The 26,756-nt window shown below is 72.6% G+C and carries 24 protein-coding genes; 20 read left to right on the top strand and 4 right to left on the bottom strand.

Going from position 1 to position 26,756, the window contains the following annotated elements:
- The first annotated feature begins 11 nt into the window (after nucleotides 1-11).
- Nucleotides 12-473: a hypothetical protein gene (locus ACIBKY_RS18095; protein ID WP_397097798.1), complete on the top strand. Its 462-nt coding sequence runs from the start codon at nucleotides 12-14 to the stop codon at nucleotides 471-473.
- Nucleotides 470-2,998 (top strand): M48 family metalloprotease, encoded by a 2,529-nt coding sequence (locus tag ACIBKY_RS18090; protein ID WP_397097797.1) that lies wholly within the window; start codon nucleotides 470-472, stop codon nucleotides 2,996-2,998. Before ACIBKY_RS18095 ends, ACIBKY_RS18090 begins: the two co-directional genes overlap by 4 nt.
- On the opposite strand, the gene ACIBKY_RS18085 is transcribed toward ACIBKY_RS18090, so the two are convergent.
- Nucleotides 2,991-4,358, bottom strand: a complete 1,368-nt coding sequence (locus tag ACIBKY_RS18085; RefSeq protein WP_397097796.1) for a glycoside hydrolase family 16 protein — start codon at nucleotides 4,356-4,358, stop codon at nucleotides 2,991-2,993. The genes ACIBKY_RS18090 and ACIBKY_RS18085 overlap by 8 nt on opposite strands.
- Before the next feature lie 159 nt (nucleotides 4,359-4,517).
- On the opposite strand from ACIBKY_RS18085, the gene ACIBKY_RS18080 reads away from it, so the two are divergent.
- Nucleotides 4,518-5,696 (top strand): esterase-like activity of phytase family protein, encoded by a 1,179-nt coding sequence (locus ACIBKY_RS18080; protein WP_397097795.1) that lies wholly within the window; start codon nucleotides 4,518-4,520, stop codon nucleotides 5,694-5,696.
- Here the strand turns inward: ACIBKY_RS18080 and ACIBKY_RS18075 are convergent.
- On the bottom strand, nucleotides 5,687-6,391 hold the full coding sequence (locus ACIBKY_RS18075; protein ID WP_397097794.1) for a FadR/GntR family transcriptional regulator: 705 nt from the start codon (nucleotides 6,389-6,391) through the stop codon (nucleotides 5,687-5,689). The two genes, ACIBKY_RS18080 and ACIBKY_RS18075, sit on opposite strands and share 10 nt — an antisense overlap.
- Nucleotides 6,392-6,555: 164 nt before the next feature.
- Between ACIBKY_RS18075 and ACIBKY_RS18070 the strand changes: the two genes are divergently transcribed.
- The 7 genes from ACIBKY_RS18070 to ACIBKY_RS18040 all read left to right on the top strand — a co-directional run bounded on the left by ACIBKY_RS18070 (nucleotide 6,556) and on the right by ACIBKY_RS18040 (nucleotide 14,786).
- Nucleotides 6,556-8,154, top strand: a complete 1,599-nt coding sequence (locus ACIBKY_RS18070) for an ABC transporter substrate-binding protein (protein ID WP_397097793.1) — start codon at nucleotides 6,556-6,558, stop codon at nucleotides 8,152-8,154.
- Entirely contained in the window at nucleotides 8,151-9,110 is a 960-nt protein-coding gene (locus ACIBKY_RS18065; RefSeq protein ID WP_397097792.1) for an ABC transporter permease, read from the top strand. Before ACIBKY_RS18070 ends, ACIBKY_RS18065 begins: the two co-directional genes overlap by 4 nt.
- On the top strand, nucleotides 9,107-11,059 hold the full coding sequence (locus ACIBKY_RS18060; RefSeq protein WP_397097791.1) for a dipeptide/oligopeptide/nickel ABC transporter permease/ATP-binding protein: 1,953 nt from the start codon (nucleotides 9,107-9,109) through the stop codon (nucleotides 11,057-11,059). The genes ACIBKY_RS18065 and ACIBKY_RS18060 overlap by 4 nt, the downstream gene beginning before the upstream one ends.
- On the top strand, nucleotides 11,052-12,068 hold the full coding sequence (locus ACIBKY_RS18055) for an oligopeptide/dipeptide ABC transporter ATP-binding protein (protein ID WP_397097790.1): 1,017 nt from the start codon (nucleotides 11,052-11,054) through the stop codon (nucleotides 12,066-12,068). Before ACIBKY_RS18060 ends, ACIBKY_RS18055 begins: the two co-directional genes overlap by 8 nt.
- Nucleotides 12,065-12,970, top strand: a complete 906-nt coding sequence (locus tag ACIBKY_RS18050; protein ID WP_397097789.1) for a dihydrodipicolinate synthase family protein — start codon at nucleotides 12,065-12,067, stop codon at nucleotides 12,968-12,970. The genes ACIBKY_RS18055 and ACIBKY_RS18050 overlap by 4 nt, the downstream gene beginning before the upstream one ends.
- A 75-nt stretch (nucleotides 12,971-13,045) precedes the next feature.
- Nucleotides 13,046-13,741: a B3/4 domain-containing protein gene (locus ACIBKY_RS18045; protein ID WP_397097788.1), complete on the top strand. Its 696-nt coding sequence runs from the start codon at nucleotides 13,046-13,048 to the stop codon at nucleotides 13,739-13,741.
- A gap of 247 nt (nucleotides 13,742-13,988) precedes the next feature.
- Nucleotides 13,989-14,786, top strand: coding sequence for an alpha/beta fold hydrolase (locus tag ACIBKY_RS18040; RefSeq protein WP_397097787.1), 798 nt, complete (start codon nucleotides 13,989-13,991; stop codon nucleotides 14,784-14,786).
- 150 nt (nucleotides 14,787-14,936) lie between these two features.
- Here the strand turns inward: ACIBKY_RS18040 and ACIBKY_RS18035 are convergent, their stop codons facing one another.
- Nucleotides 14,937-15,755 carry an IclR family transcriptional regulator gene (locus ACIBKY_RS18035; protein ID WP_397097786.1) on the bottom strand — a complete coding sequence of 273 codons (819 nt, stop codon included), beginning with the start codon at nucleotides 15,753-15,755 and terminating at the stop codon, nucleotides 14,937-14,939.
- A 142-nt stretch (nucleotides 15,756-15,897) separates the two neighbouring features.
- Here ACIBKY_RS18035 and ACIBKY_RS18030 point away from each other — a divergent pair, with 142 nt between their 5' ends.
- From ACIBKY_RS18030 to ACIBKY_RS17995, 8 genes are read left to right on the top strand one after another with little or no spacing between them, the layout of a single operon-like run.
- Nucleotides 15,898-17,889: a thiamine pyrophosphate-dependent enzyme gene (locus tag ACIBKY_RS18030; protein ID WP_397097785.1), complete on the top strand. Its 1,992-nt coding sequence runs from the start codon at nucleotides 15,898-15,900 to the stop codon at nucleotides 17,887-17,889.
- A 43-nt stretch (nucleotides 17,890-17,932) separates the two neighbouring features.
- Nucleotides 17,933-19,378, top strand: a complete 1,446-nt coding sequence (locus ACIBKY_RS18025) for a benzaldehyde dehydrogenase (protein WP_397097784.1) — start codon at nucleotides 17,933-17,935, stop codon at nucleotides 19,376-19,378.
- Between the two features lie 9 nt (nucleotides 19,379-19,387).
- Complete coding sequence (locus tag ACIBKY_RS18020; protein WP_397097783.1) at nucleotides 19,388-20,350, top strand: ABC transporter permease; 963 nt, start codon at nucleotides 19,388-19,390, stop codon at nucleotides 20,348-20,350.
- On the top strand, nucleotides 20,347-21,393 hold the full coding sequence (locus ACIBKY_RS18015; protein ID WP_397097782.1) for a sugar ABC transporter substrate-binding protein: 1,047 nt from the start codon (nucleotides 20,347-20,349) through the stop codon (nucleotides 21,391-21,393). The genes ACIBKY_RS18020 and ACIBKY_RS18015 overlap by 4 nt, the downstream gene beginning before the upstream one ends.
- A gap of 3 nt (nucleotides 21,394-21,396) precedes the next feature.
- A complete protein-coding gene (locus tag ACIBKY_RS18010) occupies nucleotides 21,397-22,911 on the top strand; it encodes a sugar ABC transporter ATP-binding protein (protein ID WP_397097781.1) in 1,515 nt (504 codons plus the stop codon).
- A complete protein-coding gene (locus tag ACIBKY_RS18005) occupies nucleotides 22,904-23,644 on the top strand; it encodes an SDR family NAD(P)-dependent oxidoreductase (RefSeq protein ID WP_397097780.1) in 741 nt (246 codons plus the stop codon). The genes ACIBKY_RS18010 and ACIBKY_RS18005 overlap by 8 nt, the downstream gene beginning before the upstream one ends.
- Nucleotides 23,641-25,254 carry a GMC family oxidoreductase N-terminal domain-containing protein gene (locus ACIBKY_RS18000; RefSeq protein WP_397097779.1) on the top strand — a complete coding sequence of 538 codons (1,614 nt, stop codon included), beginning with the start codon at nucleotides 23,641-23,643 and terminating at the stop codon, nucleotides 25,252-25,254. Before ACIBKY_RS18005 ends, ACIBKY_RS18000 begins: the two co-directional genes overlap by 4 nt.
- A gap of 7 nt (nucleotides 25,255-25,261) precedes the next feature.
- Nucleotides 25,262-25,420: a hypothetical protein gene (locus ACIBKY_RS17995; RefSeq protein ID WP_379619543.1), complete on the top strand. Its 159-nt coding sequence runs from the start codon at nucleotides 25,262-25,264 to the stop codon at nucleotides 25,418-25,420.
- Here ACIBKY_RS17995 and ACIBKY_RS17990 read toward each other — a convergent pair.
- The gene (locus tag ACIBKY_RS17990; RefSeq protein WP_397097778.1) at nucleotides 25,417-25,689 is read right to left on the bottom strand and encodes a hypothetical protein; all 273 of its coding nucleotides are present in this window, start codon (nucleotides 25,687-25,689) and stop codon (nucleotides 25,417-25,419) included. The two genes, ACIBKY_RS17995 and ACIBKY_RS17990, sit on opposite strands and share 4 nt — an antisense overlap.
- A 393-nt stretch (nucleotides 25,690-26,082) precedes the next feature.
- Between ACIBKY_RS17990 and ACIBKY_RS17985 the strand changes: the two genes are divergently transcribed.
- The gene (locus ACIBKY_RS17985) at nucleotides 26,083-26,373 is read left to right on the top strand and encodes an RNHCP domain-containing protein (RefSeq protein WP_397097777.1); all 291 of its coding nucleotides are present in this window, start codon (nucleotides 26,083-26,085) and stop codon (nucleotides 26,371-26,373) included.
- The gene (locus ACIBKY_RS17980; protein ID WP_397097776.1) at nucleotides 26,373-26,735 is read left to right on the top strand and encodes an RNHCP domain-containing protein; all 363 of its coding nucleotides are present in this window, start codon (nucleotides 26,373-26,375) and stop codon (nucleotides 26,733-26,735) included. The genes ACIBKY_RS17985 and ACIBKY_RS17980 overlap by 1 nt, the downstream gene beginning before the upstream one ends.
- Nucleotides 26,736-26,756 lie beyond the last annotated feature (21 nt).

The following is a 26,756-nucleotide window of genomic DNA, read 5'->3' as shown; positions in this document are numbered from 1 at the left end:
ACAGTGCGGGCGTGACGACGGACAGTGACGGTGCTCGCCGTGCGCTCGTACGCGCGCTGGTGGCCGAGTTCGCCCCCCAGGAACTCCCCGACTTCGACCTGATGACCGGCGTGTACTTCGCCGCTCCCGGAGCCGCCCGCCGCGCGCGCCGGGCCCGCGACGAGCCCGGCGCCTCCGGCATCGACCTGGGCGACCCCACCCTCACCAACCTGCTGTGGGGCGTCGTGGGCGGCCTCATGACCGAGATGGTGGTCATCGGCGTGCGCGACGGCAGGTCCAGGCTGCGGCGCTGGCGCGAGCGCCGCAGGGCGGGCGGCCCGGAGGCGCCGGTGCCCGAGCTGGGTGAGTCGGCCGACCAGGTCAGGCGGCGCATCGTCAAGGAACTGGAGGCCGCCGGCCGCGACCACGCGGAGGCCATCGCCGAACGCGCCGTGGAACGCTGGAGCCGCCGAGACTGGACCCCTCCCCAGTGAGCGGCGGGGAGCGTCCCGGCAACCCGTTCCTGTTACCGGCGGCGACCACCTCCCGCTTCGTCCTGCTGGTCACGATCGTGCTCGCGGCCGCGGCCTCCTCCATCGACCTGGTCGCGGGCGGTACCTCGCGGTGGCGCGCGGCCTACGCGCCCTGCGACCTCGCCGCCGACGCCGCCACCCGAGCCGGCGGCCAGGACGCGCGGGCGCTGGCCGCCGGCTACCTCGGCTGCCTGCGCGCGGTCGGCCTGGAGCGGGCCGCGGTCGCGCTGGGCGCCATGCTGGCGGTGGCCGTCGCGATCCTGGTCCTGTACCTGGTCAGGCCCCGGCTGACGATCGCCCGCCAGCATCTGGTGCCCGCGGGCGAGGACCTGTCGGGCCTGGTCGCGGGGCTGGCGGCCGAGGAGGGGCTGCGCCGTACGCCCGAGGTGCTTCTCGACGCCAACCGCGGCACGCCGGGCGGGCGCGCGTTCGGCCGCTACCCGCGCTACTACCTGCGCCTCAACATCGGAACGCTCCACGAGGCCACGCGGCGCGGCGACCGCAGCGAGCTGAGGGCGATCGTCCTGCACGAGCTGGCCCACCTCCGCAACCGCGACGTGGACCTGACCAGCCTCACGCTGTCGGCCGTGTGGGTCTTCGCGGTGCTGGTCGGCGCGCCGCTGCTGGTCCACATCGCGATCTTCGATCCGGTACGGCTGGCGCCCCTGTCGATCAGGACCCTGATCGGCACCATCCTGGTGGTCCTGCTGGCGGCGTCGGTGCTGCGCGCCCGCGAGCACTACGCGGACGTGCGGGCGGCGATGTCCGGCGGCGCCCCGGTCGAGTCCCGGGGCGATGTGAAGGGCAGCCTGGTCAGGCTCCTGCGCCTGCATCCGCGCGCGGCCGACCGGGCCGAGGTGGTCCGGCAGCCGGGGCGGCTGCTGCGGTGGATGCCGGGCGAGGCACTGGGCGCCGGGGTCGCGGCCGGGCTGGTGCTGCCGCATCTGATGGAGTTCGTCAGCCTGTGGCTGAGCAACGTGGATCTGCTCGCCTACCAGGTGAGCGCGTTGCTCGCGGGTCTGCCCGTGGCGGCGATCCTGCTGGCCGGGGCGTTCCGTGCCACGCTCGCGGCCATGGCGGCCGGTCGCCCGGCGCCCAGGGGCGTCGCGGCGGGGGTGGCGCTGGCGGCGGGAATCGTCCTGGGCCTGCTGGGCGCGCCGAGCCGGATGCGCCTGTCCTGGGCGGAGTCCATCGCCGCCGCGCCCGTGGCCGCCGCGGCCATGGCGCTCTTCCTGCTCGTGCTGTGCGTGACGTTCGTGCGCTGGCTGTCGGCGTGCGCCGACGCGTGGCTGCCCGTGGCGAGGTCGCGCACGCTGCTGCCCGTCTATCTGGGCGCCTTGGTGCCGGCCACGTTGCTGTTCGGGCCCTTTCTCGGTGCCTGGGTCATGTCCGCCATCATCGGCATGGAGACGCGCGCGCCCGGCACGGCCGTCTGGGCGGTCCTGGTGTCGGTGTTCGATTCCGGGAAGCTGACCGTCCTGCTCCTGGCCGCGCTGTATCCGCTGGGCTCCTGGCTGCTGTACACCTCGCGGGCGCGGGGGCGGCGGCTCTACCTGGACTCGCCGCAGGAGTTCGCCCTGCCGGCCGCCCGGGTCAGGCCGCTCGTGGCGCTCGCCCCCGCCGCGGTCCTGACGTCGCTGGTGGTGGTCGCCGAGCTGGCCACGCCGGAGCCGATACTGCTGTCGCTGATCGCCGGGTTCCGTCCGGGCGTGCGTACCGACTCCCTCGGCGACATGATGGCCGTGGCCGCCGCGATCGTCGTCGTCCTGGGGCTGCTGCAGACGCTGACCGCGGTCGTGGCGTCGGCGTTCACCGGCCGCGGGCTGGGTCCTTCGCACGCCGTCCTGGGGGCGGTCGCCGGGGGACTGGGCTGTTCGGTGGCGATCGTGTGGCAGCCGCTGGCCCGGACGTGTGCCACCGGGCAGTGCGTGGCCGCGGACCTCCTGTCCCAGTTCGCCGCGCTGTGCATCGGCGTGTTCGGCTTCGGGGTGCCGGTGAGCCTGCTGGGGGCGGGCGCGGTGAGCGCGGTACGCGCCCTCGTGGCGTTGACGTCCTCGGCTCCCGCCCGGCCCGTGGTGCGCCCGGCGCGTGCGTGGCTGCGCCGTACGCTGGCGCTCGCCGCGCTGGGGGCGTCGGCGCTGTGGGTCGCCGGGACGGCGCCGACCTGGCTGCTGCAGTACGGCTTCGTCGACTTCCGGCAGACCGGCAGCTTCGTCAGCCCGGGGAACGCCGTCCCGCCGCCGGGCCCGCCCGGCACGGTCACCGACCGCGAGGCGTGCGCGGCGTTGGCGAGCGCCGCGCTGACGCCGATCGTCGGAGACGGCTACTACGCCACGTGGGCGACCGCCTTCGTCAGGCTCGGCGCCAGCCGGAGCCCTTTCCTGGTGAGGCTCGGGCACGCCGGCTACGCCGACGCCCGTGCCGCCCAGTACCGCCTGCGGGACTTCACCACCGCGCTCAACGCGTACTGCGTGCGGGTCAGTTAGTGGAGAAGGTGAACCAGTTGACGTTGACGAAGTCGGCCGGCTGGCCGCTGCTGAAGGTCAGGTAGACCGTATGGGTGCCGGTCACCGGTGAGATGTTGGCGGGTATGGTGCGCCAGCTCTGCCATCCGCCGGTGTTCGCCAGCGCGAAGTCGCCGATCGGCGGCGCGGTCGGGCTGCCGAGGCGGACCTGGACGAGCCCGCTCACCCCGCCCGCGGCTCCGGAGGCCACCCGGGCGCGGAACTGGGTGGCGGCGGTGCCGCCGAAGCTGACGTTGTCGAAGCGCAGCCAGTCGCCGTTGGTGATCGCGCCGACGTTCTGGCCGCCGCCGGTGTCGGTGGTCGTCTCGACGATGGTGCCCGACTGGGCCTGGTGGCGCTCGGCCTGGATGGTGGAGCGGGCGTCGACGCCACCCGGCGGATCGGTGGGGCCGGTGGTGCCGCTCTGCCAGACGGCCACGTAGTCGACGACCATCGGACGCCCCGAGATGGTCGCGGCGGTGGGGGTGGAGAAGCCGGCCACGCCGTCGGGGAAGGCGCCGCCCATGGCCACGTTCAGCAGGATGAAGTAGCCGGCGTGACCGGTCATGTTGTTCCAGGTCGCGGCGTCGAACTGCGACTGGCTGACCGAGTGGAACTGCTGGCCGTCCACGTACCAGCGCAACTGGTTGGGCGAGACACTGCGGTCCCACTCGAACCGGTAGGTGTGGAAGGCCGACTGGCAGGAGGCGCCGGGGCAGGCGCGGCTGGCGCCGAGGCCGCTGAACTCGTTGCACGGCCCGCCGGGCGCGACACCGCAGTGGAGCACGGCCCACACCGAGTTGATGCCGTTGACGTTCTCCATGATGTCGAACTCGCCGATGCCCGGCCAGTTCCAGTAGTTCCCCCGGTACGGCGAGCCGAGCGCCCAGAACGCCGGCCAGTAGCCGAGCGCGGCCTGCCCGGTCACGTTGGGCATCTGGATCCGGCCCTCGATGCGCAGCACGCGGCCGTCGGCGGGCTTGAAGTCGGAGCGGCGGGTCTCGATGCGGGCGGAGGTCCAGTCGCGGTTGGCGCCGTGCGGGGTGATGCGCAGGTTGCCGGTTCCGTCGAGGCTGAGGTTGGAGGGGCTGGAGGTGTAGTTCTGGATCTCGCCGGTGCCCCAGTTGGCGGGGCCGCCCGGGTAGGAGTGGCCGGTGTCGATGATCCAGTTGCCGGAGTCCGGTAACGATCCGGCGGGGCCGTTGAAGTCGTCGGCCCAGACCAGCGACCACCCGGAGGGCGGGGGCGGCACGGCGGCCGAGGCGGCGAGAGCGGCGTACAGGACGAGGGAGAGGGCGGCCGACAAGGCGGCCGCGGCGACGGCGAGACGGCGGCGCGGCATCACTGCTCCTAGCGGGGGTGGACGGTGCAGAGAGCGCTCTCACACCTGAAGGAAACATACGGTTGATGCCGTGTCAACCTCGATGAGAGCGCTCTCGCATCGGTGTGGGTTCGCATGGTGTTCCGCCTCCCGTTACCTGACCGGCCTAGGGTGCGCGCCATGAGACGTTTCGCCATCTTGATGTGCGCCGGCGCGCTGGCCTTCGGGAGCGCCGCGGTCCCGGCCACCGCCACCCCCGAGCGCGGCTTCGGCAGGGCCGTCCTGGCCGGGTTCGCGTCGTTGCCCGCGCAGACGTACGTGCCGGGCAGCGAGCGGTCCGGCGCGCAGCTGGGCACGGCGCCCATCAACGGGCTCACGCCGCCCTTCCCCGGCCAGCCCGTGCAGGGCTTCAGCGGCATCGCCCGCCGCCACGACGGAGGCTACGACGTCCTGTCGGACAACGGCTTCGGCGCCAAGGCCAACAGCGCCGACTTCCTGCTGCGCGTGCACCACGTACGCCCCGACTTCCGGACGAAGAAGCTGGGCCTGCGCGGCGGCTTCAACCTGTCCGACCCGCGCGGGCTCGTGCCCTTCCCGCTCAGCCGCCCCGACCGCAAGCTGACCGGCGCCGACTTCGACGTCGAGTCGATCGTGCGCTCGCTTGACGGCACCTACTGGTTCGGCGACGAGTTCGGCCCGTTCCTGCTGCACGCCAACGCGCGCGGTGAGCTGCTCGACGCTCCGGTTCCGCTGCCCGGCGTGAAGGCCCCCGAGAACCCCGGCCTCAACGGCGAGCAGCCGAACCTCGGCCGCAGCAAGGGCTTCGAGGGCATGGCCAGGTCCGTGGACGGGCGCCGCCTGTACCCGCTGCTGGAGGGGACCGTGACCGGCGACCCCGCGGGCACGCTGCGCATGTACGAGTTCGACCCGCGCGAGCGCGCCTACGGCGAGCGCCGCTGGACCTACCGCCTGGAGGACCCCTCGCACGCGATCGGCGACGCCATCGCCGTGGACCGCCACCGCTTCCTGATCATCGAGAGGGACAACCTGCAGGGGGCCGAGGCCCGCTTCAAGCGCGTCTACCTGGCCGACACCCGTGACAGGGACCGCGACGGCGCCCTCGACAAGACCCAGGTGGCCGACCTGCTCGACCTCGCCGCCCCGGGCGGCGCCACCTTCACCTTCCCGTTCCAGACCATCGAGGACGTCATCATCCTCGACGACCGCACGCTGGGCATCCTCAACGACAACAACTTCCCGTTCTCCTCCGGCCGCACCGCGGGCGCGGCCGACGACAACGAGTTCATCAAGGTACGGCTGACGCGCGGCCTGCGCGCCGACCCCCGCGTCTACCTCTGAGGGATGCCCAGCCGGGCCACCCGGTTGCGTACCCCCTCGAAGTGGGCGCGGACGGCGGTGATCGCGGCGCTCTTGTCGCCGGCCGTCACCGCGGCGTAGATGTCGCGGTGACGGCGGGCGACGTCGGCGGGCGGCTCGTCCGGGGCACCGATCTGATCGCGCAACTGGTGGTAGACGTCCCAGAACGCGCCGAGCAACTGGCTGACCAGGGGGTTGCCCAGCGGGCGGTAGAGCACGTCGTGGAAGAGCCGGTCGATCTCGGGGGAAACCCCGCCGCGTTCGGCCTCGTCCTCCATCCTGGCCATGGCCTCGGCGGCGGCCGACAGGTCGGCCTCCGGGCCCAGGTCGATGAGCTTCTGGACGAGGCCGGTCTCCAGCATCTCGCGGATCTCCACGAGGTGGGCGATGTGGCTGCGGCCGTCCTGCAGGGTGATGCGGCTGTGAAAGGTCAGCTCGTCCACGAGGCCGGCCAGCGACATCCGGCCGACGAACATGCCGAAGCCGTGGCGGATGTCGACGATGCCGACGGCCTGGAGCGCCTTGAGCGCCTCCCTGACCGAGTTGCGGCTGATGCCCAGCTCCTCCATGAGCTCGGACTCGGTGGGCAGGGGATCCCCAGCGGCCAGGCCGCGCCCGAGAATGATCTCCTTGACGGCCTCCTGGGCCTCGACGGCACGGCTGGGTCGTGAACGCATGTAGAGCCCCTTCTTGGCGATCACTGCGTAACATTCCGGAAACCATCCGTTGACCGCAAGCTCTCTCCCGGCTTAGCGTCCACGTTACGCACAAGATAGGACATGGGATGTCCCACGTTCTACCCCTGGCCACATCCGGCCAGCGTATCCCCCAGGAGGCATCCGTGAGCTCTGAGTTCAGCCGCCGCGACTTCCTGCGCTATACCAGCGCCTCGGCGTTCGTCGTCGCCACCGTCGCCGCCTGCAGCGGCGGCCCCGCCTCGACCGGCTCCGTCGGCGCCGGATCGGACAAGGACCTCATCACCGCCGTCATCGGCTACGGCAACGACCAGAGCTGGGACCCCACCCAGACGGCGTCGGCCTTCGCGATGGCCGGCATCTCCCACATCTACGAAGGCCTGCTGGACACCGATCCGATCACGCGCGAGCCGTACCCCGCGCTGGCGACGGCGCTGCCGGCGGACCTCAACGCGACGAGCTGGACCTTCACCCTCCGCGAGGGCGCCACGTGGCACGACGGGAAGCCCGTGACCGCCGACGACGTGGTCTTCACCTTCGAGCGGGTCCTGGACCCGGCGGCCAACGTGCTGGTCGGCAACTTCTTCAAGGCCTGGCTGAAGGAGGTCAGGAAGACCGGCGAGCGCAGCGTCGAGCTGGTCTTCAACTTCCCCTTCCCCGACGCGGCGCCGCGCCTGACCATCGCCAAGATCATGCCCAAGCACGTCTTCGGCGCCGCCGGTGGCTGGGACGCGGCCAAGGGCGGCAAGGCGGTCGGCTCGGGTCCCTACAAGATGACCGCGCACAATCCCAAGTCCAACACCGCCTTCGAGGCCTTCGCCGGCTACAACGGACCGCGCCCCGCCACCGCCAAGCGCATGAACTGGCTGACCATCGTGGACGCCGCCGCCCGCGTGGCCAAGATCTCCGGCGGCGGCGCCGAGGCCCAGATCGCCGACAACATCCCCTACGCCAACATCGACCGGCTCAAGCAGCAGGGCCTGAACGTCGAGGGCGGTAAGGGCATGAACCACCTGTTCCTCATGTTCAACACCGCCGCCAAACCCTTCGACGACGTGCGCGTACGGCAGGCGCTCCACTACGCCATCGACCGCAAGAAGATGATCGACGTGGCGCTCAAGGGCCACGGCACGCCCTCCAGCTCGTTCCTCAACGAGGGCCACCCCGACCACAAGCGCGCCGCGGTCGTCTACGACCACGACCCGGACAAGGCCAAGGCGCTGCTCAAGGAGGCGGGCGTCACCAACCTGACGGTCAATCTCATGGCGGTCAACGTGAGCTGGCTGGCCGACTGCCTGCCCACGATCGCCGCCTCCTGGGAGGCGATCGGCGTCAAGACCACGCTCGAGCCGCAGGACACCGCGGCGCTGTTCGCGAAGATGGACCAGATGCAGGACTACCAGGTGGTGGCGGCGGCATCGAACCCCAACCAGTTCGGCATGGACGCCGACCTGATCCTGCACTACAACTACGTGCCCGACGGCCTGTGGATGAAGTACTCCCACTGGGAGGCGAGCAAAGACGCCAAGAATCTGTTCCGCATGATGGACGAGGCCACCCGCGAGCCGGATAAAGCCCAGAAGACCGCCCTGGTCCAGAAATATCTGGATGTGATCGCTGAGCAGGCCGTCCTCTACCCGGTCGTCCACACCGAGCTCATGACCGCCTGGGACCCGAAGAAGCTGTCCGGCGTACGCGCCCAGGCCTACCCGGGCATCAACCTCCTGCAGGCCAAGAGGACATGATCCTCGTCGCCCGGATGCTGGTCCGCCGCGTCCTGATCCTCGTCCCGCTGCTGCTCGGCGTCATCGCGTTCGTCTTCGTCGTGATGCGCTTCTCCTCCAGCAAGCCCGAGTACGCCTACTTCCAGGGCGCCAACCCGACCGCCGAGCAGATCCGCCAGTTCCAGCTCGAGAACGGCCTGCTCGACCCGCTGCCCGTGCGCTACCTGCGCTTCGTCGGCGAACTGGCCACCGGCGACATGGGCACCAGCGTGCTCACGAAGAAGCCGGTGCTGGAGTCCGTGCTCACCGCGCTGCCGCTGACGCTCCAGCTCACCCTGCTCGGGCTGGCCGTCGCGACGGTGCTGGCGCTGGTGTTCGGCGTCACCGCGGCGCTGTTCCGCGACCGCTGGCCCGACCAGGTGATCCGCCTGGTGTCGCTGGTCGGCGTGGCCGCCCCGGCGTTCTGGCTGGCCCTGCTGATGATCCAATGGCTGGCCGTGGGGGAGGGGCTGTTCCCGACCGGCGGCTACATCAACCCCGCCGACTCCACCGCCGGCTGGCTGCGCTCGATGACGCTGCCCGCCCTGTCGCTGTCGCTGCCCGTCGCCGCCCAGCTGATCCGCATCGTGCGCACCTCGATGGTCGAGGAGCTCGACCGCGACTACGTCCGCACCGCCATCGGCAGCGGCCTGCCGCCGGTCGTCGTGGTCGGCCGCAACGTGCTGCGCAACGCCCTCATCAACCCGCTGACCGTGCTCGGCCTGCGCATCGGCTACCTCATCGGCGGCGCGGTCGTGATCGAGCAGATCTACGGCCTGCCCGGCATGGGCCAGCTCATGATCAACGCGGTGCGCGACGGCGACCCCGCCGTGGTGCAGGGCGTGGTGCTGACCATCGCGGTCGGGTTCATGCTGGTCAACCTGGTCGTCGACATCCTGTACCTGCTGGTCAACCCCCGCCTCAGGAGCGCCGCATGAGACGAGGACTCGCCGATCGGCTGGCCCGGCCGGGCATCGGCTTCCGCCGCCTGCCGCCGCTGTCGTGGGCGGCCGTCGTGATGATCGCGCTGGTCGTGCTCGCCGCGTTGCTCGCGCCGCTGCTGGCGCCGCACTCGCCGTACTTCCAGGAGGCCGCCGGCGGCGGCCCGTCGGCCGCGCACTGGATGGGACTCGACAGCGCCAACCGCGACATCCTGTCGAGGCTCCTGTACGGCGCGCGCTTCTCCCTGCTCATCGGCCTCGGCGCCACCGGCCTGGCCCTGCTGGCCGGCGCGCTCGTGGGCGCGATCGCCGCCACCTCCCGCAAGGCCGTGGACGAGACGCTGATGCGCCTGCTCGACGTGGTCATGGCCTTCCCCGGCATCGCGCTGGCCGCCGTGCTCGTGGCCGTCTTCGGCGGCAGCGTCCCGGTGCTCGTCATGGCCATGGCCTTCCTGTACATGCCGTCGGTCGCCCGCGTCGTGCGCGCCAACGTGCTGGCCCAGTACGGGGAGGACTACGTCGCCGCGGAACGGGTCATCGGGGCGCGCACGCCGTACATCGTGATCAGGCACGTCGCGGTGAACACCGCCGCGCCCGTGCTGGTCTTCTGCACGGTGATGGTCGCCGACGCGATCGTGTTCGAGGCGTCGCTGTCGTTCATCGGCGCCGGGGTACGCCCGCCGGATCCCTCCTGGGGCAGCGTCATCGCCGACGGCAAGAACATGGTGCTGCTCGGCGGCTGGTGGGCCACGGTCTTTCCCGGCCTGCTGATCCTGCTCACGGTGCTCGCGCTCAACATCCTGTCCGAGGGCATCTCCGACGCCTGGGCCGCGCCCGCCGCCCGCACCGCGCCGCCCGCCCGCGACGAGGACGCCTTCGAGCGGGCAGTGCCCGGCTCCGGCCAGGTCACCGAGCTGCCCGGACTGGAGGAGGCGGCGCGCCGCCTGGCCGAGCGCGCCCGCCCACTGCCCACGGGGCCGCCGATCCTCGCCGTGGAGAACCTCGCGATCGGCTTCGAGCACCGGCACGGCGGCGTGGACATCGTCGACGGCATCTCCTTCGACGTGCGGCCCGGCGAGGTTCTCGGCCTGGTCGGCGAGTCCGGCTGCGGCAAGTCGCTGACCGCGCTGACCATCATGGGCCTGCAGCCGCGCGAGGCCAGGGTTCGGGGGCACATCCGCTTCGGCCAGCGCGAACTGATCGCCCTGCCGCGCCGCGCCCGCAGGCGGCTGCTCGGCCACGAGATGGCGATGATCTACCAGGACGCCCTCTCCTCGCTGAACCCCGCCATGACCATCCGCGCCCAGCTCAAACAGCTCACCCGGCGCGGCGGCCGGCGCAGGCCCGCCGACCTTCTGGCCCTGGTCGGACTCGACGCCGGTCGCACGCTCTCCGCCTACCCGCACGAGCTGTCGGGCGGGCAGCGGCAGCGGGTGCTCATCGCCATGGCGCTCTCGCGCGAGCCCAAGCTGATCGTCGCCGACGAGCCCACCACCGCGCTCGACGTCACCGTGCAGGCGCAGGTCATCGAGCTGCTGCTGCGGCTGCGGGAGGAGCTCGGGTTCGCGCTCGTGCTCGTCTCGCACGACCTCGCGCTGGTCGCCGACGTCACCGACCGCGTGGTCGTCATGTACGGCGGGCAGATCGTCGAGACCGGCGTCACCGCCTCGCTGGTCGGGGCGCCCGCGCACCACTACGCCCGCGGCCTGCTCGGATCGGTGCTGTCACTGGAGTCGGGGGCGGAACGGCTCACCCAGATCCCCGGCGTGGTCCCCTCACCGGCCGGCTTCCCCGCCGGATGCCGCTTCGCCGACCGCTGCCCGATGGCCGGCGGGCTCTGCCACACCTCGCGGCCGTCGCTGGAGGGCGACGCGCACGTGCACGCCGTGGCCTGCCACCACCCCGCGCTCACCCCGGCGGGAGTCCGAGGAGAAGAGCATGTCTGAACCCGCCGCCCCCGTACCGATCGCCGAGGTCAGCGGCGTCCACGTCGTGCACAAGGCCCGCTCCGGCGGACTGTTCTCCCGCGACCGCGTCTACGCGCTGACCGCCGCCGACCTGGCCGTCGCGCCCGGCGAGACCGTCGGCGTCGTGGGCGAGTCGGGATGCGGCAAGTCCACGCTGGCCAGAGTGCTGGTGGGGCTGCAGCGGCCCACCGAGGGGACCGTACGCGTCCAGGGCCGCGACCTGTGGGCCACGAAGGAGCCGGAACGCCGCGAGCTGATCGGCACCGGCGTCGGCATGATCTTCCAGGACCCGTCCACCGCGCTCAACCGCCGACTGCCCGTCGCCCAGGTGCTGCGCGACCCGCTCAACGTGCACCGCCGTGGCACCCCGCGCCGGCGCGACGAGCGGGTACGCGAACTGCTCGACCTCGTCGGCCTGCCCCAGAGCACCGCCGACGCGCTGCCCGGCCAGCTGTCCGGCGGGCAGCGGCAGCGGGTCGCCGTGGCCAGGGCGCTCGCGCTGGAGCCCGGCCTCGTCGTCGCCGACGAGCCGACCAGCGCGCTCGACGTGTCGGTACGGGCCCAGATACTCAACCTGCTGCTCGACCTCAAGGCCCGGCTGGGTCTGGCGCTCGTGTTCGTTTCGCATGACATTCAGACCGTGCGGCGGATGAGCGACCGGGTGGTCACCATGTACCTCGGCAGGATCGTCGAGCAGGCTCCCGCCGCCGGCGTGCCCGGCGGGGCGCGGCACCCGTACACGCGGGCGCTGTTCTCCGCCACCCCCGGGCTCATCTCGCCGATCAACCCGATCCCGCTGGTCGGCGCGGTGCCGTCGGCGACCAGGCCGCCGAGCGGCTGCCCTTTCCGCACCCGGTGCTGGCGGGCCGACGACGCCTGTGCCGCGGAGATGCCGGCCGTACTGCGTGAGGGCGGTCACCTCTTCCACTGCCACCACCCCGTGACCGCGGGGGCGACAGACCTCGACCTGATCCAGGAGCGCGCATGATGTTGACCGGTGTGATTCCGCCGGTATGTACCCCGATGACGCCGGAGCACGAGGTGGACGTCCCCTCGCTCGTCCGGCTGATCGACCATCTGCTGGAGGGGGGCGTGGACGGGTTGTTCGTGCTCGGCTCCTCCTCGGAGGTGGCCTACCTGACCGACGCGCAGCGCGCGCTCGTACTGGAGACGGTCGTGGGCCACGTGGGCGGGCGGGTGCCGGTGCTGGCCGGGGTGATCGACATGACCACGCCACGCGTCCTGGAACACGCCCGTGCCGCCCGCGCCGCCGGAGCCGACGCCCTCGTCGCCACCGCGCCCTTCTACACCCGCACCCACCCCGCCGAGATCCGCACCCACTTCCGGATCCTCGCCGACCGGGCCGGCCTGCCCCTCTACGCCTACGACCTGCCCGTGTCCGTCCACACCAAGCTCACCGCCGACCTGCTGCTCGACCTGGCCGCGGACGGCGCGCTCGCCGGGCTCAAGGACTCCAGCGGCGACGACGGCGCCATGCGCCAGGTCATCCTCGGCCGCCCCGCGGGCTTCAGCGTGCTGACCGGTTCGGAGATCACCGTGGACTCCGCCCTGGCCATGGGGGCCGACGGCGTCGTACCCGGGCTGGGGAACGTCGACCCGCACGGCTACGTCCGCCTGACCGCCGCCGCGGCGCGCGGCGACGCGGCAGCGGCCAGGGAGGAGCAGGAGCGGCTGGTGCGCCTCTTCCAGATCGTGCGCGTCGGAGGGTCGCGCATGGGCGGCAGCTCGGCCGGGCTCGGCTCCTTCAAGGCCGCCCTGTGGCTGCGCGGCATCATCGACCACCCCGCCACCGCCCCGCCCCAGACCCCGCTCAACGCCGACGAGACCGCCCGTATCGGCAAACTCCTCGCCGCCGCGGGCCTGATGTGACCGCGTGATGGTACGGCCCGCGCGACCGCGATTGGTCTTGCCGATCGGGTGGGAATCGCGGCAGGCTGGTGGGCCATGTACTTCCAGCACTCCACCGCCCTGTGGTCGGCCCACCCCGATCTGGCCGCCGGCGTCGTCCGCGCGGACGGCGTCACCGCCACGGCCGAGGTCGGCGAGCAGGTGGCCAGGTTCAGCGCTATCGCCGCCGAACGGCTGGCCGGCCGTACCGAGTCCGACCTGCCGGAGATCCAGGCCTGGCGGCGGACGTTCGCCGCGATGGGCCTCAAGCCCACCCAGTACCGGTGCGCTTCGGAGGCGTTGCTGCGGCGCTTCAGGAAAGAGGGCGAACTACCGCGCATCCACCCGCTGATCGATCTGTGCAACGCGATCTCGCTGGCCTTCGCGGTGCCGGTGGCCGCGATCGACCTCGCGCGGGTGACGGGCGACCTGACCGTACGGCCCGCTGCCGGAGACGAGACCTACGAGACGTTCTCCCGTGAGGTGGAGAACCCGGAGGCCGGCGAGGTCATCTTCGCCGACGCGGCCGGGCGGGCGCACGCCCGGCGGTGGACCAACCGGCAGAGCGGGTATTCGGCGGTGCGGACCGAGACGTCGTCGGTGCTGATCGTGGCGGAGGCGCTGCACGCCACGGCGGCCACGGACGTCACCAAGCTCGCCCAGACGGTGTCCGACGAACTGACGGCCATCTGGCACATCACCCCCACCTCGGCCACCCTCACCGCGACCACCCCCCGCTTCCCCCTCACCTGACCGCCCGCACCCCACCTCCCGCCCTCCCCACCTCCCGCCCACCCCACCTCCCGCTCACCCCACCTCCCGCCCACCCCACCCCCCGCGCTCCGCCACGCGCGGAGAACGCCCCTCCCAGGGCTCCTCCCGCCCGAGGCCCCCTGCACCCGGGGGAGAGCCCTTGCCCTGACCTCCTCGCCTCCGCATCTCCCGGGCTCCGCATCTCCGCCTGTGGTGCGAGACGCTGGGAGATCCGGCCGATCCGGCGGTGCTGCTGGTGATGGGGCTCGGAGCCCAGGGGACGGCTTGGCCGGACGACCTGTGCGGGAAGCTCCGGGACGGCGGGCGCTACGTCGTCCGCTACGACAACCGGGACACCGGCCTGTCCGGCCGGGTCGACTACGCGGCGCGGCCGTACACGCTGACCGACCTGGCCGATGACGCGGTCGGCCTGCTTGACGGGCTGGGCGTCGGTGCCGCGCACGTGGTCGGCGCCTCGATGGGCGGCATGATCGCTCAAGAGATCGCCCTGCGACACCCCGGGCGGGTGCTCACCCTGACGGCCATCATGTCCACGGCCGCCGCGCTCGATCCCCAGACCGGCACGTTCCGCGGCTCCGAGCGGCACCCGCGACTGGTCGAATGGGACACCAGGCAGCTCAGCGAACCACCCGCCACCGACGAACAGCTCATCCAGGCCCGGCTCGACCTGGCCCGCATCCTGTCCGGCTCGCTGGCACCGTTCGACGAGGCGGCGACGCGCGAGATCATCGCACGCGATTTCACCCGGGCCGGCGACGTGACGCACACGATGCAGAATCACGTTCGTGCGGTGATGGCCTCCCGCGACCGTTCGGAGCTGGTCGGCTCGATCACCTCTCCCACTCTGGTGATCCATGGCACGGAAGATCTCATGGCGCCCTTCGAGCAGGGCAGGGCGCTCGCCGCCGCGATTCCCGGCAGCGTCCTGGTGCCGATCGAAGGCATGGGGCACACCCTGCCCGCCCCGGCACTGCCCCGTATCGCCTCGGAGATCCTCCGGCACACCAGCCGCGTGGGCGTCTGAACTCTGGTCACGGTCCCAACGCCCTCTTCCCGTTTTCTCCCGCCGTGCCCGAGGTGGGATGTCACTGGCGCTTTCCGCGCGTCGGGCCTGGGCCTCGCAGCCGGGGGTCGGCCTGCCGGGGAGGGGTGCCGGGTGGTGGTGGGGAGTGGGCTAGGAGGGGAGGCGGCCGTGGAAGCGGGGGGTGCCGGTGGCGTGGAGGTCGGTTTCGATGCGGGCCGCCGTCGCGAGCAAGGAAGGCAGGAGGTCGCGGCGGGCCGACTCCGGGGTGGTACGGCTGGCGTGCGTGGAGACGTTGACCGCGGCCACCACCTGGCCGGTCGAGTCGCGGATGGGGGCGGCCAGCGACCGCAGGCCCTCCTCCAGCTCCTGGTCCACCATGGCCCAGGACTGCGCGCGTACCCGATCGAGCTCGGCGCGCAACTGGATCGGCGAGGTGATCGTGCGTGAGGTGTGACGCCGCAGCTCCGCCCGGGTGAAGTAGGCGTCGAGTTCGGCGGGGGGCAGCCAGGCCAGCAGGACCCGGCCCATCGAGGTGACGTGCGCGGGGAAGCGGGTGCCGATGTTGATGGTCACCCGCATGATCCGCGAGGTGGCGACCCTGGCCACGTAGACCACGTCCTCCTGGTCGAGCACCGCCACGGACGCCGATTCGTGCACCTCGGCCACCAGCCGTTCCAGGTGCGGCTGTGCGACCTCGGGCAGCGACATGCTCGACAGATACGCGTACCCGAGCTCCAGTACCCGCGGCGTGAGCGTGAAGAACCGCCCGTCGGTCCGCACGTAGCCGAGGTCGGCCAGCGTCAGCAGGAACCTGCGGGCCGCCGCCCGGGTCAGTCCGGTGGCCCTGGCCACCTCGGCGAGCGTCAGCGCGGGGTGCTCGGAGTCGAACGCGCGGATCACCGACAGGCCTCTGGCCAGCGACTGTACGTGTTCCGGCGCCCGGTTTTCGGAAGTGTCCCTACTTACCATGAAGTAACTATAGAACGTGTTCGCCATCCGTACATTCGTATGGACAGCGAACATCTATCCATTGACGTGACCCCGATCACCGCCTACCGTCACGGAAACGCACACTGTGCGAACGACTGTGCGGCATACGAACATCGAGGCGATGATGCAGACGGTCCGAGACGCCACCTTTGACGTGCTTCGGCGCTATGCCATGACCACCCTTTTCGCCAACCCGGGCTCCAGCGAGGTGTCCCTGCTCACCGGGCTGCCCGACGACCTGACGTTCGTTCTCGCGTTGCACGAGGGTTCCGTGGTGGGGATGGCGACCGGCCACGCCATCGCCACCGACCGCCCGGCGCTGGCGATCGTCCACACCACCGCCGGGCTCGGCAACGCCGTCGGCGCCCTGGCCACCGCCCGGGTCAACCGCGCGCCGCTGGTCGTGATCGCCGGCCAGCAGGACCGCCGCCACCTGGCGCTGGAGCCGTTCCTGACCGGCCGGCTCGACGGCCTCGCCGGCGACTACCCCGTGTGGCGGGCGATGCCCGCGCGGGCCCAGGACGTGCCCGGCGCGGTGGCCCGCGCGTGGCACGAGGCGCAGACCGCCCGCGGACCCGCCCTGGTGGTGGTACCCATGGACGACTGGCTCAGCGTCATGCCGCCCGACCAGGTCGTCGCCGCTCCCCGTACGCTGCTGCGGCCCAGCGCGACTGCCCTCGACGCCGCCATCGAACTGGCCGCGCTCCTGAACGAGTCCGCCTCCCCGGTGATCGTCGCCGGCGCCGGCGCCGACCATCCGCGCACCTGGGCCGCCCTGGTCGCCCTGGCCGAACGGCTGGCCTGCCCGGTCTGGCAGGAGTCGTTCGGCGCCAGGGCCGGTTTCCCCCAGCACCACCCGCAGTACGCCGGAGTCCTGCCCTCGGGCCGGGCCCAGCAGCGCACGATCCTGTCGGGCCACGACTTCGTGCTCGCGGTCGGCGCCCCCGTCTTCCGCCACAACCCCTACCAGCCGGGCCACCTCGTCACCCCCGGCACGCGGATCGCGGTGGTCACCGACGACCCGTCCGAGGCCCACCGTGCCCCCGCCGACCTCGCCATCCTCGCCTCGCCCGCCACCGTCTGCGAACACCTGCCCACCCACCTCCACCCCCGACCCACCCCGCCACGGACGGCGGCCACGAACCCGGTGACCGCGTACCACCAGGCCGAGCGGGACCCCGGGCTTGAGCCGCCCGCGCCCGTGAACCCGCGATGGGCCACCGGTGAACGACCCGCCCAAAGCACGGTCGACGGCGGACCCGCACAAGGCAGGGGTGACATCGGTCCCGCACAAGGCACGAGCGACATCGGTCCCGCACAAGGCACGAGCGACATCGGACTCGCACAAGGCACGAGCGACATCGGACTCGCACAAGGCACGAGCGACATCGGACTCGCACAAGGCACGAGCGACATCGGGCCCGCACAAGGCGCCGGCGACGGCGGGCCCGTGCAGCGAGGGGGCCGGTGGGCGACGGACGAGCCCGCGGAAGGAACGTGGGAGCCCCGCTGGGTCGTGCCCGCCCAGCACGATCGCGCCGACGCGCACGGCCTGGTGGACCCGGGCGTCGGCGAGCCGCTGCGGGCCGCGCACGTCCTGGCGGCCCTGGCGGTACGGCTGGCGCCCGAGACGATCGTGGTCGAGGAGACCCCGTCGTCCAGGCCGGAACTCCACCGGCTACTCCCGGCCAGGCGCCCCCTGGGTTTCGTGTCGGCGGCCATGGGCGGCCTGGGCTTCGCGCTGCCCGCCGCGGTGGGGCTGCGCATGGCGCTGCCCGACCGCCCGGTGGTGGCGGTGGTCGGCGACGGGTCGGCGATCTACGGCATCCAGGCACTCTGGAGCGCCGCACGCTACCGGGTGGGCGCCCTGTTCGTGGTGCTGGCCAACGGCAGGTACGCGGTCATGGACCAGCTGGCCGAGGCGGCGGACGCGGGCAAGCCCCCATGGCCCCCGTTCGAGGAGGTCAGCCTGAGCGGCCTGGCCACCGCGTTCGGCTGCCCGGCCCGCCGCATCACCGGCCACGACGAACTGCTGGACGTCCTCGACGGCGTCATCCCCAGCCTCCTGGACCGCACCCAGCCCCTCCTCCTCGATATCGCCGTCACCCCCTGACGCCGACCCCCCGCAAGGCCACAACAGCAGGAGGCCCACCCCCATGACCCTGCTCGACCCGTCCACGTGGACGGGACGCCTGTTCGGCGGCACCTGGACGCGGGCCGCCGCCACCGCCCCCGTCACCGAGCCCGCCACCGGCGCCCGCCTCGGCACCATCGGCCTGGCCACCCCGGACGACGTCGCGGCCGCCGCCCGGCGCGGCCGGGCCGTACAGCCGGAATGGGCTCGCACGAACTTCGAGGAACGCGCGGCCGTGCTGCGTCGCGCGGGCCTGGCCTTCGAGCAGCACGCGGCCGAACTCCACGAGTGGATCATGCGCGAGTCCGGCTCCATCCGCGGCAAGGCGGGCTTCGAGACCCACATCGCCGCCCAGGAGTGCCACGAGGCCGCCGCGCTGGCCTCCCGGCCGATCGGCGAGATCCTGCCCTCGGCCAAGCGGCGGCTCAGCCTGGCCAGGAGGGTGCCGTCGGGCGTGGTCGGGGTGATCGCGCCGTTCAACGCCCCGCTCATCCTGGCCATCCGCTCCGTCGCGCCCGCCCTGGCCCTGGGCAACGCGGTCGTGCTCAAGCCGGACCCGCGCACCGCCGTGTGCGGCGGCGTCGCGATCGCCCGCGTCTTCGAGGACGCGGGCCTGCCCGAGGGACTGCTGCACGTCCTGCCCGGCGGCCCCGACGTGGGGCAGGCCCTGGTCGCCGACCCGGACGTCAGGGTGATCTCCTTCACCGGCTCCACGGCCGCCGGCAGAAAGGTGGGCGAGGCGGCGGCCCGCCACCTCAAGCGGGCTCACCTGGAGCTCGGCGGCAACTCCGCGCTGATCGTGCTGGACGACGCCGACCTCGACCGGGCCGTCTCCGCCGGTGCCTGGGGCTCCTACTTCCACCAGGGTCAGATCTGCATGACCGCCGGCCGTCACCTCGTCCACGCGTCCGTCGCCGCCGAGTACGTCGGGAAGCTGGCCGCCAAAGCCGCCGCGCTGCCGGTCGGCGACCCCTTTACCCAGGACGTGGCGCTCGGCCCGCTCATCGACGCCGGTCAGCGCGACAAGGTCCACGCGCTCGTCGGCGCCGGCGGCGAGGTGGTCACCGGCGGCACCTACGACGGCCTGTTCTACCGCCCGACCGTGCTGACCGGCCTCACCCCCGGCAGCCCCGCCTACGCCCAGGAGGTCTTCGGCCCGGTGGCGCCCGTGCTCACCTTCCGCGACGAGGACGAGGCCGTGGCGCTGGCCACCGGCAGCGAGTACGGGCTGTCGCTGTCCATCCTCACCCGCGACGCCATGCGCGGCCTCGACCTGGCCGAGCGCATCCCGACCGGGATCGCGCACGTCAACGACCAGACCGTGGACGACGAGGCGGTCGCCCCGTTCGGCGGCGTGGCCCACTCGGGCACCGGATCCCGCTTCGGCGGCGCCGCCGCCAACGTCGAGGCGTTCACCGAGACGCGCTGGATCACCGTCCAGGGCGCGATCGAGACCTACCCGTTCTAGGGAGACGGCGTGAAGCGTGTCTTCGGTGTGGACGAGTTCGGCGTCGTCGTGGTGCTCGTCGTGCTCGTGGTGGCGATCGGGCTGTTCCACCCCGCCTTCCTCGACCGCGCGCAGCTCATCGACGTGGTACGGCAGGCCTCCTTCATCGGCGTGCTGGCCTGCGGCATGACGTACCTGCTCGCCATGCGCGAGCTGGACCTCTCGGTCGGATCCACCTACGCGCTCAGCCTCATCGCGGGCAGCATGATGATGCGCTCGGGCGTGAACCCGTGGCTGGCCGCGGCGGCCGGCGTGGCCGTGGGCGCCGTGCTCGGCCTGGTCAACGGGGCGCTGTGCAACACGCTCGGCATCCCGTCGATCATCGCGACGCTGGGCACCCTGTCGGTCTTCCGCGGCCTGGCCCTGGCGCTGAGCGAGGGCCGCCAGGTGGCCGGGCTGCCACGCGAGGACGCCTTCTTCACCGTGGTGGGCGGCGACCTGCTGGGGCTGCCCACCTCGATCTGGGTCCTGGCGGCGGTCGCGGTGGCGCTGACCGTGGTCTTCAAGGCCACGCCGTTCGGCTACCGGGTGCGCGCGATCGGCTCGAACCCCGATGCCGCGCGTTTCTCCGGCATCTCGATCCCGCGCGTCCGCCTCCAGGTGCTGGTGCTGTCCGGCGCGCTGGCGGGGGTGGCGGGCGTGCTGACGCTCGGCTTCTTCGCCTCCGGCCAGCCGACCATCGGCCAGGGCTACGAGCTGCAGGCCATCGCCGCCGCGATCATCGGCGGCACCCCGCTGCGCGGCGGTTCCGGCACCGTGTGGGGCTCCGTGCTCGGCACCGTGATCCTCGGGACGGTCGCCAGCGGCCTGGTGTACTTCGGCGTCCCCATCAACTGGAGCCTGTTCGCCACGGGCATCGTCATCCTCCTCGCCGTCGCGCTCGACGCCCTGTTGCGCCGCCGCGGCTCCGCCAGCTCTAGGGAAGCACTGTGAGAATCACTGTGAAACGCGCCCTGATCGCCGTCCTCGTCCTGACCGCCGCCTGCTCCGGTGGCGGCCCCACCTCCTCCGGCGCCCCGAAGATCGGGTTCTCGCTGGCCACCACCGACGCCGACTTCGCGCAGGAGATGGCGGCCGGCGGGCAGTTCGGCGCCGACGCGGTCGGCGGGGTCGAGCTGCAGATCAGCGCCCCCAACTCGGTGGATCCGCCGGCCCAGGTCAAGCTCTTCGGCGACCTCGGCCGCACCGCGCCCGACGGCATCGCGATCGAGGACCTGGCGCCGGAGTTGTTCGTGCGGCCGCTGGCCGACCTGGCGGCGCGGAAGATCCGGCTGGTCGGCGTGGACACGGTGCCCGCCCCCGGCAGCAACGTCGGCCTCTACGTCGGCAACGACAACCGGGGCGCGGGCAAGCAGCTCGCGCTCGAAGCCATCAAGCTCCTGCCGCCGGACGCCTCCGGCGACGTGGTGATCGGCACGCCGAACCCGGGCGTTCCCGTGCTGGACGAGCGGGCCAACGGCATGAAGGAGGCCTTCGCCGAGAAGCTGCCCGGGGTGAAGGTGCTCGGCCCCTTCGAGACCAAGAACGACCCCGCCGCCAACTTCGAGATCTGGAACGGGCTGGTCAAGGCCCATCCGACGGCGCTGGCCTTCCTCGGCACCGGGGACCAGGACGCCTACAACCTGGCCAAGGCCAAGCAGACCGCCGGGGGTTCGTACCTGGTGGGCGCCTTCGACCTCGACCCCAAGACGCTGGCCGCGGTCAAGGACGGCACCAGCTTCGCCGCCATGTCCCCCGAGCACTACTTCAAGGGCTACGTCGCGATCCGCATGCTGGCCGAGGCCGCCAAGGCGGGCAAGCCGCTGCCCGAGGGCTGGGTGGACCCCGGCCACCTGCTCGTCACCAAGGCCAACGTCGGCGAGATCACCGCCAGACAGGCCTCCGACCAGGCCAAACGGGAATGGCTGAAGAGCCGCGCCGACGAGTTCTTCAGCGGCATCCAGGGCAGGCTGCGGCCGATGAGCGAGGCGAAATAGCCCATGTACCTCGCCTCGGGCATCGGCAAACGCTTCGGCGGCGTGCGCGCCCTCGACGGCGCCCGCATCGAGCTGCGCCCCGGCAGCGTCCACGCCCTCCTCGGCGAGAACGGCGCCGGCAAGTCCACGCTGGTCAAGATCCTGGCCGGCGCCCTCCCGCCCGACGAGGGCGAGCTCCTGCTGAACGGCGCGCCCGTGCGCTTCTCCACCACCCGCGACGCGGTACGGCGGGGCGTCGCCGTCGTCTCCCAGGAGCCCAGCCTCTTCCCCGACATGGACGTGCTCGCCAACCTGTTCCCCGCCTGCGACCTGCGCCGCGGCGGCCTCCTGCTGGACAGGAAAGCCATGGCGCGCAAGGCCGGACCGGTCCTGGACGAGCTGGAGCTCACCCGCCCGCCCACCACCCGGGTCGGCGAGCTCACCCTCGCGGAACGCCAGCTCGTCGAGATCGCGCGGGCACTGCTGGAGGACCCCGCGGTGCTCATCCTCGACGAGCCCACCTCGGCACTCCAGGCCGACGCCGCCGCCCGGCTGCTGCGCATCCTCGCCGCGCTGCGCTCGCGGCAGGTCGCCGTCGCCTACGTCTCGCACGTGCTGGAGGAGGTGGTGCGACTGTGCGACGAGGTCACGGTCCTGCGTGACGGCCGCAACGCGCTGAGCGCCGTCCCGATGGCGGAGCTGACGCTCGAGAAGATCGTGCGCGCGATGGTCGGCGACCGCCCCACCGCCCCAGCCGCGCGTGCCGCACCTTCCGTCAGCACCGGCAATGGCATCGGCGCCGGTACGGCCGGCCTCCGCCTGCGCGGCGTCCACGTGCCAGGCCACCTCGACGGCGTCGACCTGGAGGCACGGCAGGGCGAGATCGTCGGCCTGGCCGGCATCGCGGGCGCCGGCCAGACGGCCGTCCTTGAGGTCGTCTGCGGCCTGCGCACCCCTTCGGCCGGCACGCTCGCCCACCCCGCGGGCGGTCCACGCCCGCGCGGCCTGCGCCAGGCCATCAAGGCGGGCGTCGCCGTGGTGCCCAGCGACCGCAAGCGCCTCGGCCTCATGCTGGACAAGCCCCTCTGGGAGAACATCGCCCAGGTGCGGACCGTCGCGCTGGGCCGTACCGGGACATGGGTGCGCGCGAAGGACCTGCGCGAGCGCGCGGCCGCGGCCACCGCGCGGCTGCGGATCCGGACGAGCGGCCCCGACCAGCTCGCCGGCCGGCTGTCCGGCGGCAACCAGCAGAAGGTCGTCTTCGCCAAGTGGCTGGAGGCCGCGCCAGGCGTCGTCCTGCTCGACGACCCCACGCGCGGCGTCGACGTCGCGGCGAAGGCCGAGATGCACGCCATCGTGCGGGAACTGGCCGCGGAGGGCCGGGTCGTGCTGCTCACCTCCACCGACCCGGCCGAGCTGGCCGAGGTCTGCGACCGGGTGCTGGTCTTCCGCAAAGGCCGCGTCGCCGCCGAACTGGCCGGCGAGCGGCTGACCTACCACGAGATCCTCCACCTCGCCCATGGAGCCAACAGTGAGTGATCGTCTCGCCGGACGTACCGCGGTGGTGACCGGCTCGGCCGGCGGGCTCGGGCGGGAGTTCGCCGCCGCCCTGGCCGCCGCCGGGGCGCGGGTCGCCGGGTTCGACGTCGCCGCCCAGAGCGCGACCGCACGGCGGATCGGCGCCGCGTTCCTGCCCGTCACCGTCGACGTGACCGAACCCTCCCAGGTCACGCGGGCCATGGCACTGGTCGCCGCCGAGGTGGGCGGGCCGCACATCGTGGTCAACAACGCCGGGGTCTACCCGCCCATCCCGTTCGAGAAGACGACGCTGGACGACCTGCGGCGGATCCTGCGGGTCAACGTCGAAGGTCCGTTCACGGTGACGCAGGCGGCGCTGCCGTACCTGCGCGAGGCCGGCTGGGGGCGCGTCGTCAGCATCGCCTCCGGCGCCGTCTTCGTCGGCCCGCCCGACCTCGTCGCCTACACCGCCTCCAAGGCCGCGCTCATCGGCATGACCCGCTCACTCGCCAGCCTGCTCGGGCCGGAGAACATCACCGCCAACGTCATCGCACCCGGCCTGACCAGGACCGAGACCGCCGCCCGCAGCACCGGGGCGGACGGCGGGTTCGAGCGGGTGGCGGCCATGCAGCGGGTGCCGCGCGTGGCGGAACCGGGCGACCTGGTGTCGACGCTGCTGTACGTGTGCGATCCGGCCAGCGGGTTCCTCACCGGGCAGACACTCAACGTCGACGGAGGGGCGGCCTTCCTGTGAACGTCTTCGACCGGCTTGTTCCGGGATCGGCTGACATCGGGGTCACCGAGTACGCCGCCAGAACCGATCCGCCCGGCCTCGCCGCCGCGCTGGCGTCACTGGGCCGTGCCGACCTCGCCGGCCAGGTGGGCAATCCCGCCTTCGACCTGGTGCGGGCGGTCGCGATCGAGGCCTATTACGGGGACTACTCCGCCCCCGGGCACACCGGGCCCACCGGGCATGAGGCGATCGGGTTCCTGCCGCCGCAGGGGGCGCGGCTGCGCAAGGACTGGGACTTTCTGGACGAGCGGCGGGAGCCGTACCGGGGAGACGACACGGCGGACGTGGTCGTCGTCGGGTCAGGCGCGGGCGGCGGGCTGATCGCGGCCGAACTCGGCCGCGCCGGGCTGGACGTGCTGGTGCTGGAGGCCGGTGAGCTGCGCGGCGCGGCCGACCACACCCGCTTCGAGCTGCGCGCCAACCACCGGCTGTGGTGGCCGGCGCGGTTCGCGGACGTCGAGGGCGAGCGCCCCCTCGCCCTCCTGTCCGGGCGCTGCGTCGGCGGCACCACCGTGATCAACACCAAGGTCGCGCTGCGGGCGCCCGCGAGCGAGCTCCCGTTCGACCTGACGCCCTACTACGAGCGGGTGGAGGCCACACTCGGCGTGCGGGTCCGCGCCGACTGGCCGCCCAGCGTCCACCGGGTACGGCCCGGCTTCCGGGCACTCGGCACCGACCTGACCCCGGTCGAGTCCTACACCGACTACAACTGCAGCCGATGCGGCTCCTGCCTGCAGGGCTGCCCGACCAACGCCGGCCGCAACACCCTCAACACGTGGCTCGCCCCCGCCCTGGCCCGCGGCGAGATCCGCCTGGCCACCGGCGCCGAGGTGGACCGGGTCCTCATCGAGAACGGCAAGGTCACCGGCGTCGTGCACGCGGGCGGCGTCGCCCGCGCGCCCGTCGTCGTCCTGGCCGCCGGGGCGCTCAACACCCCGCAGATCCTCCGGCGCAGCCCCGGCTTCCCCGACCTGCCCGGCACACTCGGCCTGCACCCCGCGAGGCTCGTCTACGGCTTGTTCGACGAGCCGCAGGACTGCCACATGGTCTACCCGATCACCGCGCACTGCCTCGACTACCAGGAGGACTTCGTCGTCGAGGGCACCACCATCCAGGACCCGGTGGCCTTCGCCATGAGCCTGGTGGACGCCGCGGGACTGCCCCTGTGGGGCGAGCCGCTGACCGAGACCCTGCGCGCGTACCGTCACTGGGCCGGGCTGCTCGTCATGGCCAACGACCTCAACACCGCCACGGCCGAGCCCGGCGACGTCTTCCGCAAACGCTTCGCCCCCGTGGAACGCCGCCGCCTGGCCGACGGCCTGGCCTTCGCGGTCGAGGTACTGGCCGCCGCCGGGGCCAGGCGCGTGGTGTGGACCGGCCTGACCACCTCGCACGTCCAGGGCAGCGTCCCCATGGGCGGCGCCGTCGACCTCAACGGCGCCGCGACCGCCGTCTCCGGCCTGTACGTCGGCGACGCCTCCCTGATCCCCGTCTCCCTGTCGGTCAACCCGTCGCTCACCGTCATGGCCCTGGCCACCAGAGTCGCCGACGCCATCCGATCCGCCCGATAATCAGCACATGACGCCCACTCCGACGCTGCCGATCGTCATCGCGGTCATCGCGATCGTCCTGGCCTTCCTGGTCACCTCGCCGCTGCTGATCGCCGGCCTGTGCGTGCTCGGTCTGGTCTGCCTGGCCTGGTGGTTCATCCTCGACCGCCGAAACCGCCGGGGCTAGCCACGCGACCTCGCCCGGCGGGCCAGCCCCGCTCCGGCCCCGGCCCCGGCCAGCATGACCAGCCCCGCGAGCACCACGACCCGCCCATCCGGCCCGGCCCCACCGCCCCCACCCGTCTCCGCTCCACCGACCGGCGTCTTCACCTCATCCACGGGCTCCTCGGTCCGGGCGTCGCTGGGCTGCTCGGTCTCGGCGTCCGCGGGAGCCGCCCCTTCCACGGTGAGCGGGTAGTCCGAACCGGCGCCCGCCCCGTAGCGGTCGTGGTGCACGTGTACCTCATCACCCCGGCGCTCTCGCCGCCCAGGGGGACGCCGGACGAGACGGCGAGCAGCGCGACGGCGGGGACGAGCAGGTGGACACGCATGCTGGCCCCGCTCGGGGTGGGTGGGACGGGGGAGAGGCGGGTTCGGTTGGCATGGGGAGAAAAACCCGTGGTCGGGTGGGCCGGGGCGCTGGTAGCGTCGCGATGTCCGTGAAGGTGAATCAACCGGGCCGCCGAGCCCCAGGAAGCAGTGATGTATGCCCCGGTCCGCGCCGAGCGCGCCTACCGTGTCTCGGGCTTTCATGCTGTCCCGGGGCTGCCGCATCGCATGCTGAGCTAGGCGGCTCGGCGCTTCCTTGCTGTCGTTCCACGTGGTTTCTCGGCAAGGAGCACCTCCAACGTGTCCGAATACTTCTCCTGTCCGGGGTGCGGGGTCACCTCGGACGACCGGCGTCGTCACTGTCCCGAATGCCTGACGGCCGTACACGAGACCGACGGGAGCCGCATGGCGCCCATCGCGGTCGCCGTGCCGTCCGACGGCGACTGGGTGGTCGTGCACCGGTGCGAGCTGTGTGGTCAGCTCGTCTCCTCGCCCGCGTGCGGCGATGACAACGTCCTCATTCTCATGCGGATGGCCGTACGCCCGCTGGCGTCGCCGCCGTTCCCGTTCGAGCTGTTCGGGAGGCTGTGATGCGCGGGCGGATCAGGAGGCCGCAGCGGCGTAAGGAGCCGCGGGCGGCGACCTTCCGGTGCGCCTCGTGCCGGATGGACGTGTCCATGCGCGCGCCGGGCACCGCGCACCGCAACCACTGCCCGTCCTGTCTCGGCAGCCTCCACCTCGACCGGCGGGTGCCGGGCGACCGGGCCGCCGGGTGCGGCGGGCGGATGGAGGCGCTGGGCGTGACCGTACGCGACGACGGCGAGTGGCTGCTGATCCACGAATGCCGCCGGTGCGGCGTGCTCAGCGCCAACCGGATCGCGGGCGACGACAACGCGCTGGCTCTCATGCGGCTGGCCATGCGGCCGCTGTCGGGGAGCCGGCTGAGCATCTGAGCGGGCCGCTACGCCCGGGGC

This window comes from Nonomuraea sp. NPDC050394 (genome assembly GCF_044459065.1).
Classification (GTDB): Bacteria; Actinomycetota; Actinomycetes; order Streptosporangiales; family Streptosporangiaceae; genus Nonomuraea.
Note: the sequence above shows the minus strand (reverse complement) of the source record. Positions and strands in the feature narration are given on the sequence as shown.

Excerpts from the sequence above, each read along its gene's own strand:
- ACIBKY_RS18045 (WP_397097788.1), top strand. The coding sequence starts at position 13,046 with ATGTACTTCCAGCACTCCACCGCCCTGTGGTCGGCCCACCCCGATCTG.
- ACIBKY_RS17980 (WP_397097776.1), top strand. The coding sequence starts at position 26,373 with ATGCGCGGGCGGATCAGGAGGCCGCAGCGGCGTAAGGAGCCGCGGGCG.
- ACIBKY_RS18010 (WP_397097781.1), top strand. The coding sequence starts at position 21,397 with ATGTACCTCGCCTCGGGCATCGGCAAACGCTTCGGCGGCGTGCGCGCC.
- ACIBKY_RS18055 (WP_397097790.1), top strand. The coding sequence starts at position 11,052 with ATGTCTGAACCCGCCGCCCCCGTACCGATCGCCGAGGTCAGCGGCGTC.
- ACIBKY_RS17995 (WP_379619543.1), top strand. The coding sequence starts at position 25,262 with ATGACGCCCACTCCGACGCTGCCGATCGTCATCGCGGTCATCGCGATC.
- ACIBKY_RS18050 (WP_397097789.1), top strand. The coding sequence starts at position 12,065 with ATGATGTTGACCGGTGTGATTCCGCCGGTATGTACCCCGATGACGCCG.
- ACIBKY_RS18065 (WP_397097792.1), top strand. The coding sequence starts at position 8,151 with ATGATCCTCGTCGCCCGGATGCTGGTCCGCCGCGTCCTGATCCTCGTC.
- ACIBKY_RS18075 (WP_397097794.1), bottom strand. The coding sequence starts at position 6,391 with ATGCGTTCACGACCCAGCCGTGCCGTCGAGGCCCAGGAGGCCGTCAAG.
- ACIBKY_RS18025 (WP_397097784.1), top strand. The coding sequence starts at position 17,933 with ATGACCCTGCTCGACCCGTCCACGTGGACGGGACGCCTGTTCGGCGGC.
- ACIBKY_RS18060 (WP_397097791.1), top strand. The coding sequence starts at position 9,107 with ATGAGACGAGGACTCGCCGATCGGCTGGCCCGGCCGGGCATCGGCTTC.
- ACIBKY_RS18085 (WP_397097796.1), bottom strand. The coding sequence starts at position 4,358 with ATGCCGCGCCGCCGTCTCGCCGTCGCCGCGGCCGCCTTGTCGGCCGCC.
- ACIBKY_RS18035 (WP_397097786.1), bottom strand. The coding sequence starts at position 15,755 with ATGGTAAGTAGGGACACTTCCGAAAACCGGGCGCCGGAACACGTACAG.
- ACIBKY_RS18080 (WP_397097795.1), top strand. The coding sequence starts at position 4,518 with ATGAGACGTTTCGCCATCTTGATGTGCGCCGGCGCGCTGGCCTTCGGG.
- ACIBKY_RS18030 (WP_397097785.1), top strand. The coding sequence starts at position 15,898 with ATGATGCAGACGGTCCGAGACGCCACCTTTGACGTGCTTCGGCGCTAT.